The organism is Wenyingzhuangia sp. IMCC45533 (genome assembly GCF_054111225.1).
The window spans coordinates 1,708,016-1,719,641 of the sequence record NZ_CM134197.1 but is presented as its reverse complement, the minus strand read 5'-3'; the positions used below and the strand labels follow the sequence as shown (position 1 = coordinate 1,719,641).

Annotated in this window: 5 protein-coding genes; all 5 read right to left on the bottom strand. The window is 33.8% G+C overall.

The window, feature by feature from the left end:
- Window positions 1-4: 4 nt before the first annotated feature.
- From ACXGQW_RS07485 to ACXGQW_RS07465, 5 genes are read right to left on the bottom strand one after another with little or no spacing between them, the layout of a single operon-like run.
- On the bottom strand, window positions 5-2,692 hold the full coding sequence (locus tag ACXGQW_RS07485) for a T9SS type A sorting domain-containing protein (protein ID WP_457821574.1): 2,688 nt from the start codon (window positions 2,690-2,692) through the stop codon (window positions 5-7).
- A gap of 6 nt (window positions 2,693-2,698) precedes the next feature.
- A complete protein-coding gene (locus ACXGQW_RS07480; RefSeq protein ID WP_457821572.1) occupies window positions 2,699-5,494 on the bottom strand; it encodes a T9SS type A sorting domain-containing protein in 2,796 nt (931 codons plus the stop codon).
- Between the two features lie 30 nt (window positions 5,495-5,524).
- Window positions 5,525-6,865 (bottom strand): deoxyguanosinetriphosphate triphosphohydrolase, encoded by a 1,341-nt coding sequence (locus ACXGQW_RS07475; RefSeq protein ID WP_457821571.1) that lies wholly within the window; start codon window positions 6,863-6,865, stop codon window positions 5,525-5,527.
- Between the two features lie 2 nt (window positions 6,866-6,867).
- A complete protein-coding gene (locus ACXGQW_RS07470) occupies window positions 6,868-8,562 on the bottom strand; it encodes a hypothetical protein (RefSeq protein ID WP_457821569.1) in 1,695 nt (564 codons plus the stop codon).
- On the bottom strand, window positions 8,552-11,569 hold the full coding sequence (locus tag ACXGQW_RS07465) for a tetratricopeptide repeat protein (protein WP_457821567.1): 3,018 nt from the start codon (window positions 11,567-11,569) through the stop codon (window positions 8,552-8,554). The genes ACXGQW_RS07470 and ACXGQW_RS07465 overlap by 11 nt, the downstream gene beginning before the upstream one ends.
- Window positions 11,570-11,626: the final 57 nt, after the last annotated feature.

The following is an 11,626-nucleotide window of genomic DNA, read 5'->3' as shown; positions in this document are numbered from 1 at the left end:
ACCTTTAGTTATCCGTAATCACTATTTTTTTGTTGATGCTTTCGTTTTTATAGATGGCTTTAACAACGTAAACTCCCATAGACAAACCAGTACTTAAATTAAAACTAGCACTAGTCACCTTAATATTTTTCTTATAAAGTAATTTTCCAGAAATATTATAGATATTTACCTTTAAATCCTCGTTTTGTTCCAAGTTATTAAAGACAATACGGGATCCTTTATTTGTTATAAATATTGAGTTGTTTAATTCTTTTTCGTTAGTAGAAAGAGTGTTTGAAGTGAATGTACCTGTGAATAAACCTCTTCCGTAGGTAGATGCCACTACTGTATTGTCAGATGTTCGTAAATCAAATTTGGTAACTCTCACATTTGACATTCCATTAAAAGATTGCTGCCAATTGGGGGATTCGCTTGTAAAATTACTAGTACTCCAAACTCCCATATTGGTTCCTATAATCACTTCCTCTTTTTCATCAGGATTCATTATAACCGCTTTTACAGGAATATCAGGAAAGTTTCCTTCTTTAGAAACCCAAGTTACACCACCGTTCTCCGTATAATATATGTTGTTTACACCGTAATTATGCAGTGTAACAATAATTTCATCTTCGTTGTTCCCAAAATCAATATCAGAAATAGAACCTGCGTTTATCTCGTTGCTCAAGTCGATATTTTCCCATGTAGGGGTGTCTGTATTTAAATGGGTTACTTTTAAAACAGAAGCTCCCTCCGTACCTACAAACACTGTAGAGCTAGCAGTTGTAAAAGGAGATACTTTTATAGCCGTTGGTCTCTCAAATAATTTTGAATCCGAAAAGTTCTTTCTTTCGGGTTCCCCCCTTAAATCCGTGTATCTAGAAATTCTTACAAAATTACCAACCGTCCCATTTGTATATAGAATATCTAAGTTATCATCCAAATCAGCAGTATTTGCAAAGTCTCCAGAATTTTCATCACTAACTATGGCTATTTGATCTGATGGGCTACTAAATGGAATAGGATAAGATGCATAAAAATTCCCTACAAACGATACAATTAAGTATTCATTGTCCTTGTCTATAAATGTTTGAAACCCATCTCCTCCAAAAATGTCTACAAAAGAATTCACCCCATTAGTAGCTTCAAAAGAAAGTAGGGAACCATTGTCTTGCGCACCTCCTAAAAGGAATTCGCTATTTTTATCCTGACTTATCGCTGCTGAATAAAACTGAGTGATGTTGTAGTTTTTATTTCTTTCTACTATGTTTTCTAAATTGGGTGCGTTGGCTAAATTGGCACAATAGTAGATTCCTCCATCATTGGCAAACACTCCTTTATTGCTATCCAAAATATTAAATGCAACGGCATGCTGGTCTGGGTGTACTAAAGAAATATCTAAATTTGGTAAATTATTTGAATTGGACCATTTGGAAATTTGACTCCAAGAAGCACCAGAGTTGCTTGACCTAAATAAATTGATTCCTCCAGCGTACAGAATAGCATCATCCGTAGGATCTACCTCTAAGGTTAAATTATAAAATCCTTGATCTCTAGCGAAATCATTGGCATCAATATCAGTATCAATGTCATTAGGTTTGGCTATTGATACAAAATTATTTCCATCCGTAGTTTTTATCAACTCCACATTTGAACTATTATTAGTTGAGGCAAGCGCATAAATAGTATTTGCGTTTATTTTAGAAACTGCTAATTCAACTCTTCCACCGTTTGTAAAAGAATACTTTTCCATAAAGTTGACACCGTTTGTACTTCTAAAAATTTTTCCGCCCCCTCTTCCAAAAATGTTCTGTTTGGTACCAAACCATAAAGAATTATCTGCTGCAATCTCAACATCACTAAAAACGTAAGGAACCCCTTCTGGTGTAAGAAAACTAATTTTATCAAAAGAACTTTCATTTACTTTCCACCAACCCAAGCTACTAAAAGCTACTGGATCAATATCGAATTTACCATCCAAAGAAAAGTATACTTCTGTGGTTCCTGCATTGTCCCAAGCTAAAATTTGAGTGACCACATAAGGTCTCAAAGATTCATCTTGCTCTAGGTTTACGGACAGCAGCTGAGACCAAGTAGTTCCACCATTCTGAGTTATCCAAATTCCATTTCCCACTCCATCGTCTCCAGTGTAAGCTTCTCCTGTACCAATGTACCAGATGTTTGAATCATTTGGATCTATGGCAAAACAAGAAATAGACAAATTCTCATCAACTCCAACTTGAGACCAAACTGAATCTTCATCAGTTACGTCATTATTCATCCATAAGCCACCAGAAACTCCTCCTGCATAAACTCTTTTACCTGTAATGTCAGTAGGATCATAAAAAACAACCCTAGTTCTACCTGCAATGTTATCTGGACCTCTCTCTACCCAAGCCATTTCAGCGTTCTGACCAGGTACTTTAGAAAATTTTATTGATGATTTTTTCCTATGGTTCTTGACCTCTAAAATATTTTCTGGATGTGTTTTTCCTGTATTAGGATTTATCTCTAACAAGTACTGTTCATCAAAATACCGATTGGGAGGAATTCCGAGTTTCTTTCTTTCCTTTTTAGATAGCTTTAATCTCTCTTGTATTGGATGATTTTTAATCAAAGCAACGTAAGACTCCTTTGCATTGTCTTTTTTGAAATAATTAACGAAAACTAATAAGCTAATTACTAAAACAACAAAAATGGATATTCTTTTTTTCACAATATTCTAATTGTTTATAATTATTTTTTTTGAGAAACGCTCACCACTAAACGAAACATTTAGAATATAAATCCCCGAACTTAGACTAGAGGCATCAAGTTTGTTGTTAGATATCAATCCACCTAAAATTTGTTCTTTAACCAAGCTTCCGTTTACATTATACAAAGTAACACTAAACATTTCAATTTCATCTCTGTCTACTTCAAACACTATATCTCCGTTTTCTGCAACAGTCTTCACTTTTATTTTGTTCTCCAAACTATTGTCTTCAGATGTCTCTTCAGATGTCTCTTCAGTTTCTTCCTCAGGAACCCGCTCTTCCCTAGTAGCATCAAATTTCCCCGTAAACAGTCCTCTTCCGTAAGTTGAGGCAATTACTGTATTATCTGCTGTTCGCATTTCAAATTTAGTAATTCTTACACTTGACATTCCGTTGAAAGACTGAAACCATTTCGGTTCATCGCTCGTAAATTCTTGTGTAGCCCAAACTCCCATATTAGTTCCAACAATAACCTCGTCGGGTCTTTCAGGATTCATTAAAATCGTCTTTACAGGTATGTCAGGGAAATTTCCATCTTTTTCGGTCCAAGTTGTACCACCATCTGTAGTGTAATAAATATTGTTAACACCATAGTTGTGTAGCGTTACCATAATTTCATTTTCATCCTTTCCCAGTTCAATATCGGATATAGATCCTATATTAATTCTATTGTTCAAATCAATATTTTCCCATGTTGGACTATTGGTGTTCGCATTAGTTACTTTGAGAATAGAGGCTCCTTCAGTACCCACAAATAACGTTGAAGCATTTGTCATATAAGGTGAAACTTTAATAGCAGTAGGGGCTTCGGTAAATAAAGGACTTAGTAGTAATTCTCTTCTCGGGTTTGTCAACAAGTTTTCGAATCTAAATATCCCTGGACTTCCGTTAAGTATACCTCCACTAAAATATCTGGAACCATCCGTGTACAACAAATCCAAGTTATCATCTAAATCAGCAATATTTGCAAAACTTCCTGTTCTTTGATCCGAACTAATTTCTACAATATCATCGGGACTTGTCAAAGGAAGAGGATACAGAGAGTATACGTTATTGACAAAAGACACAATTAAATACTCCGAATCCTTATCAATAAAATTTTGAATTCCATCTCCACCAAATAAATCTATAAAAGAATTCACTCCATTACTCGTAGTAAGTCTTACATTTCTGGTACTCAAACGCTCTACTCCACCATATAAAGAACCGTTGTCCTGCGTTCCTCCCAAAAAAAATTCATCATTTACATCCTGACTAATATCTGCGGAATAAAACTGAGTAATATTGTAGTTGTTATTTCTGCTTACTACGTTATCAGAACTGGCAGCCGCTGCTAAATTATCACAATAATAAATACCTCCATCGTTAGCAAAAACTCCTTTATTAGAATTTGATGGATTAAAAGCTACTGCATGTTGATCTGCGTGGACCTGCGACACTTCCAAATTTCTCAAATTATTATTATTAGACCATTTAGATATTTGCTGCCAGGAATTTCCTCCGTTCGCAGACCTAAATAGATCTATACCACCTGCATATAAAATATTGTCGTCGTTTGGATCTATCTCTAGTGTAAGATTATAAAACCCTTGACCTCTGGCAAAATCGTTAGCTGGAATATCTAAATCCACATCATTAGGTCTAGCTATAGAGATAAAAGTATTACCATCCGTAGTTTTGACTAACTCCACACTTTGGCTGTTATTTGTTGAAGCCAAGGCATATACCACATTGGGGTTCTGCTTGGATACGGTTAGTTCTACTCGGTTAGCGTTATTAAAAGAATACTTTTCTTCAAAACTAATTCCATTTGTACTTCTGTAAATTTTACCTCCTCCGTGTCCAAATATGTTGGTTCTAACACCAACCCAAATTGAATTGTCTTGAGCGATTTCCAAGTCACTAAAAACTTTGGGGGTACCATTATCATTGGAAAAAGAAATTCTGTTAGGGGATAAATTTTCAAATTTCCACCAGCCTATTTGAGCGAAACCTACAGCATCAATATCAAATTTGGCTCCCAGAGAATAAAACACTTCCGTACTCCCATTCTTGTTCCATGCTAGTATTTGAGTGACTACATAGGGCCTAAATCGTTCGTCTTCTGTTAAATCAATTGACAAAATCTGTCTCCACGTACTTCCTCCGTTATTTGTTACCCAAATACCATTTCCTACTCCATCATCTCCTGTATAAACTTCTCCTGTACCTACGTACCATGTGTCTGAATCGTTAGGATCAATAGCATAACAAGAGATTGCCAAATTTTCATCAATCCCAATTTGTGTCCAAGAAGAATTTTCATCCTCAATGTTATTATTCACCCATAAACCTCCAGAAACTCCCCCTGCAAACACTCTTTTACCTGTACTGTCATTAGGGTCATAAAATACGACTCTTGTCCTTCCTCCAATATTATTGGGTCCTCTTTCTGTCCAAGACATTTCAGAACTTTGCCCTGGGACTCTTGAGAAAAATGCAGAGGGTTTGTGTAGTTGTTCTTTTAATTTTAAAAGATGCTCCGGATGCGTTTTTCCATCTCTAGGGTCCATCTCCAATAAATACTGCTCATCAAAATATTTATTGGGAGGTATTCCTAACTTTTTTCGTTCCTTTTTTGTCAGCCTCAGTCTTTCCCTTATCGGATGATTTTTAGATAGCGTTAAGTACTCTTTTTTTGAAACATGAGATTGGTCGTAAACAACCATCATTGTGATTACGGATACAACAAGTAATAATCCTAGCAGTAGTCTTTTCTTCATAAAGGTAATTCTCAAATATTAAATGGGTAACTAAATAATTACCCCACTAATTTTTTTATGAGTTAAAATGGCAAAGCTATCAGACATTCCTGCCACATAGGAACAGATACTCATAATACGTTTGTATAGGCTCTTTGACTCACTTTTAAACTCATTGGGTAACATCATTAAAATTAGTTGGTCGTAATTAGATGCTTTTCCTAAATAATTATTGTTAATAGCATTGATAAATACCTCCAATAAGTCGGCAATTACTTTGTAACCTGCTACTTCTTTTTCTACAACACTACGACTATTGTAGATTTTATCTACACTCAGTTTAATAATATCATTAATTTGCGCTTCGTACTGACATTTGTCCAATAAAGATTTTTCAAACTCTCCAGCTAAAATTGACTTTTCATTACTCATGAAAATATCAACTGCCTCAGTGATCAAAGTACTTATAGCTAACGCTCTAAGATAGCTTACTCTGTCCTTTTTTAAGGACAATGAACGGTATTTTTTTATATTTATTTTGTCTTGAATCAGTTTTTTTAGGTATTCTAAAGCAAATTCTTCATCAATCAGCCCCAAATTTATTCCGTCTTCAAAATCAATAATGGTGTAGCAAATATCATCTGCTGCTTCTACTAAATAAGCCAAAGGATGTCTATGGTAAGCCATATCTTCTCCCGTTCTCATTACTCTCAGACCCAAAGAATCTGCCACGTCCATAAACTTTTCTTTTTCTGATTGAAAAAAGCCAAACTTTTTATCTACAATATGCTGCGTAGGTTTTTTAGGTAAGGATTCTTTAGGATATTTCATAAAAGTTCCCAACGTTGCGTAAGAAAGTCTTAAGCCATCTTTTACACCACCGTTATCTTCTGTTAATATTTTAAAACCGTTGGCATTTCCTTCAAAATCAACCAAATCTTGCCATTGCTTTTTTGATAAATCCTCTTTATATTTTTTTCCGTTTCCAGAATTAAAATATTCTCCTATGGATTTTTCTCCACTGTGCCCAAAGGGTGGATTCCCAATATCGTGTGACAAAGCTGCTGCTGCTACAATGGCTCCAAAATCGTTAAACGTGTATCCTAGCTCTTTTAAGTAAGGATGTTTTTTTAACACTTGCTGCCCTACCAATCTACCCAAAGATCTACCCACTACAGAAACCTCCATACTATGTGTTAGTCTCGTGTGAACAAAATCTGTGTCAGATAGAGGAATTACTTGTGTCTTGTCCTGTAAGCTTCTAAATGCTGAAGAAAATACAATTCTATCAAAATCTACATCAAAACCCAGTCTTGTTTCGTCTTGATCTTTTCTAAATCTACCATCTATGTCTCCAGCTCTTTTAAGAGATAATAATTGTTCCCAGTGCATATTTAAAATTTATAAGAAAATCCGGCTACTGCCTGAAATCCTTGTACTTGATAATTGGTAAACGTCTCATAATTTCTATTTAGTAAATTATAAATATTTAAATGAGCGTTTAATTTTTTACTGATTTGATATCCTCCTTTGATACTGATGTCCACAAAACCATCAACATCAATAGTCTGGTTGTTTACAAAATCTTTTCTTGTTCCCATGATATCTATTCCTAATTGACCAAACCATTTTTTATATTCGTAATTGGCATAGGTTTTAATATTAATGTTTGGCAAATTCCAAGCTTCTGAAACCTTGTCAGTTTGATAGCTCTGGAATGCTGCATTCAAACCTCCTCTTAAATGTTTGATAATATCAGCTTCTATATTCCCTCTAATTCCAAACACCTTAATATCATCGTAAACGACGCTAAAGGTATTTCCAAACTGATATGCGTTTTGCAACAAAGGTAGACTAGTGTTATTTACAAACAAAGCCTTGTTATTTTGAACACTATAATTCAGTTCCGTGTTATATGATATTGAGTGACTCAATTCTCCTTGTAAACCTGCAAATAATTTAACAGGAACATCCGTTACTCCAATATTTAGTGTAGGAGATACAAAAGCATTTTGCTGCACTAAAGAAGCGTAGCTATGCTGTTTAAAATCACTCTCAATCCCCCCTTTAAAAATCATTATATTTTTAATGATAGGAACTGTAGTCACAATGCTTGGTAAAAAGAAAAAATTTGTTTTTGATGCTTCTGAGTTCATATTCAACACTAAATTTAATGCTGCATCAATCTTAAAATTTTCTGCAATGTAGGTATAAGATGGATTTGCTGATAAATTGATAAAGCTATAAGCAACGTTGGAATTATCTACATAATTTTGAGAAAATGAACCATTTAAATATTCAAACTTAACCTTAGTCTCTACCCAATTTTTAAACAAAGACTTACTAAGTATGGTCTCTACGCTCAGTTGTGTTTCAGTCGTTCCAAATTCATCAGAAAAAAATTGTACGGAAGGCATTAAGCTTTTTACAATTCCTTTTTTGTAGTCGATAGTTCCATTAAAATTTATAGTGTGATAAACTTGACCAAAATCTGTGTTTTGAAAAGATGTGGGAGTTGTAATTGAAGGACTTAAGCCATACCAGTTGATAGCGTTTCTATCGTAGTTAGCCTCCGCTTTCCAATCGTATTTTTTTAGATTTTTACCTACATGCAAATTAAGATGGGTACGTATACTGGTGTTATCTACCCTATCATCGTCAATACCGTTTTGTTTGTTAAAATTAAACAGGTTAAACCCGTAGTTCAATCGTTTATAAGCTTTGGGCTGTATTAGTGCTTCTAGCTCTGTATTTCCATACAAACCAGCAGCAGCATATATGTAATTACGATAATTTTTAGCTTTCTTATTTTCTATTTCTAAATAAGTAGCTTTTTTGATTGTTGGATTAAAATCAGACTCAACTTTTTTAGGTGTTATTTTATAAGTTACAGGAGCTTTTTTAAACTCTTTCTTTACTTTAGGATTGGTTTTTAGCTTGAACACATCAGAGAGCGTTGGATTAAATGAAAATTCCACCACTACATCCTCTGTTTTTTCTATTTCTTCCTGCTCTTTTTGAGCGTATACACTTGTAACTCCCAATAAAAGAGCTAGCAACGTCCAATGTTTTTTTAGATTACAATTCATTTTCAACATCTTTAGATTCATCCTCTTTTAAAGCAGATTTTTGAGAGTCATACCTTTTTAACAAATCGTTTGCTTTGGTGGTAATATCTTTAAATTCTTGTGCATTTTCTAGTACGTTATTCAATATAAAAATGGCTTGAAAATTATCGTTGAGTTCGTGAAAATTCTGTGCCATTAATAACAGCCCCTTAACACCCCAATATTTATAATTCTGATACTTACTGGCTAATAGTTGAACCTGAGTATTTGACTTTTCATAATTCTTATCTAAATGCAACCATAATGCTTTGTAATAATTGGCTTCTGCCAATATTACTTCTCTACCTAGAGTCTCTAATTTTTTATAATACGCTTTTGCTTTGTCTAACTGATTCGTTTCCACAGCACTCTTAGCACCAAATACATAAGCATCGTATAACGCTTGTTCTGAACTTTTCGGATTTTCTAATACTTTTTGGGTGTATGCTAGTGTTTGCTTATACTCTTTATTCACAAAATAATACTTCATTAAATTACTTTGCGCATAAATAATGTTTTGCTCACTCGAAGCCTCTTTTTCTAAACTTATGAGCAGTGGTTTGGCTAAATCCCACCCCTTATCTTCTAAATAGATTTGAGACAATCTGTTGGTAGAAATCTCGGTATACTCATTCATATTTTTCTCTAGCACTGCTTTGTAATGCGGTATAGACTTTTGTTTGCTACCTGTTGCGTAGTACGATTGTGCCAGATAAAAATGAACGGTTAGCGCATAGATTCCGTTGGGAAAATTGATTAAATATTTTTTTGCGCTCGTAATGGCCTCTTCCAATTTATTCTCTAAAAACCTACTTTCTACCGCTGCAAACATCGTTTTATCAATATCTAAGTCAGAAACATTTACAAACTCTAATTCTTTAACCCATGCAGCGTACAATGCTACTTGGTCTATCTCCTTGTAAACTTGCTCAGCAACTTTTACAGCTTGTACAGCTTCACTTGTCCCTGGATATTTTTCTACCACTTTTTTTAGCGTTTGAATTGAATTCTGATTTTTTCCTAGGTTAAAATACAACGATCCTTTTTTTAGCATGGCTTTGGCCACCAAAGGGCTTTTGGAATAATCATTTATCAAAACATCGTAAGTCTCTAAAGCCAAGCCTAGCTGATTTTGTTTTACGTACAAATTTGCCAATTGGCTATACGAATCGTCTATATAAGCTGAATTTTTATATTGGGACTGTAACTCTTTTAACGCGCTTATTTTTTGATTACTTCTCCCTAAGAATCCATAGGATAATGCTTTTTGGTAGGTTGCATAATCTGCCTGACTACTATTCGTTTCAATTACTCGATTATAATATTCAAGAGCTTTCCAATAATCTTTATTTACGTAATAGCAATCTCCTATTCGTAATATTGCGTTTGTTTTTTTAGCCTCATTCGTCCCTAAACTTTCGTATCTCTTAAAATTTTCGAGCGCTTCATTATATTTTTTTTGTTGAAATAAACTATAACCGTATCCGTACATTGCATTAGGATATTCCTCTAATTGTGAAATATTATTTTTATTTAAAAATGCTGCATAGTAATAAGATGCCTCTTCGTAATTACTGAGTTCGGTATATGCTTCTGCTTTCCAAAAAAGTGCTTTATTTTTTAAGGTTTCATCTTTTTGCAAATTGCCTACTTGCGTAAAATAAGTTAATGCTTCTTTGTATTTAAAATCGGTATATAATTCCAATCCCTTATATAGCAATATTTGTTGATATTGCTTGTCTTGAGCCAAGTTTTGAGCGTTGTAATAAGCAATAGCCTCATCATAATTTTTAAACTGTAAATAAGCATTTACGATTAATCCTTTAATTTCAGTGGCTTCTTTAGCGTTAGGATATTGATCTACAAAACGCTGTAATACCTCCGAACTACTTTTGTACGGGTTCCCAATATCATAACTCAATTTTGCGTAATTTAAATAAGCATCTTGTTGCACGTCTGCATCAAAACTCATTTCCGAAGCATTTTTAAAAGCGTTTAAAGCCTGTGTTTTTTTACCTAGCTTTAGATAACAATCTGCTAAATGGTAATGAGCATTCTGAGCAACTTCGCTTTTTTCGGTAGTGATTTTATTAAAATTCTCAATGGCTAGCTTATAATTTTGTTGCTGATAATAGGCAAATCCCAAAAAGTAGTAATCGGTTCCTGTAAAGTTATTTCTTCTCCCTTTGAATAAAGATAGATGCTCAACTGCTTTCTCATAATCCTGTAAATGAAAATAACTTTCTCCTATAATTTTCGCAATTTCAGATTTTTCAAAACCAATGGCATTATCAAAATTGGATTGTCCTAGTTTAACCACCTCATCATATTCTTTTTTTTGATAAAGAATGACCATGGTCTGGTAATCTATCTCTCTTTTAAATTTGGAGACTCCTTTGATTTTGTTAAAGTTATTTAAGGCCGTATCGTAATCTTTTGTTTGAATAGCAATATTTGCCAAGTAATAATTAGATTCTTCTTGATATTTTCCTGTGTAAGATAATGCTAGTAGATGCTGCTTAGCCGCAGCATAATTTTCGGCTCTATAATTCGCAAATGCCGTCTTATAATGGTAGTCCGATTCTTCTGAATCGCTCAATGCTTTTAAGTCAATTTTATCAAACCATTTTAAGGCTGTACTTGTATATTTTTTATCAAAAAAATAGTTTGCCACAGCTAACCTTAATGTGGTCGTATGAATTGAATGAGGATTTTTTTCTAAAAACAACTCCACATCAGTAACTGCTTTTTTTTCCTTTAATTTAATATTAACTAGCAGCTGATAAACATCTAAGTTCTTATAGTTAGTCTCTTTGTCTTCTATTTTATTAAAGTACAATTTTGACAAAGCATAATTCTCGTTTTCAAACGCCAAAACTCCTTTAGCATACCACTTTAGAAAATGATTTCCTTCATTGCTGTTTTGAGCAGATACTGACAAACAAAAAAACACAACTAATGCAAAGATGATGTTTACTTGCTTCTTCATAAAATTGTCTTTTAATTTTTAAACCTTAAAAATAAATAATATACCCATCATATAACG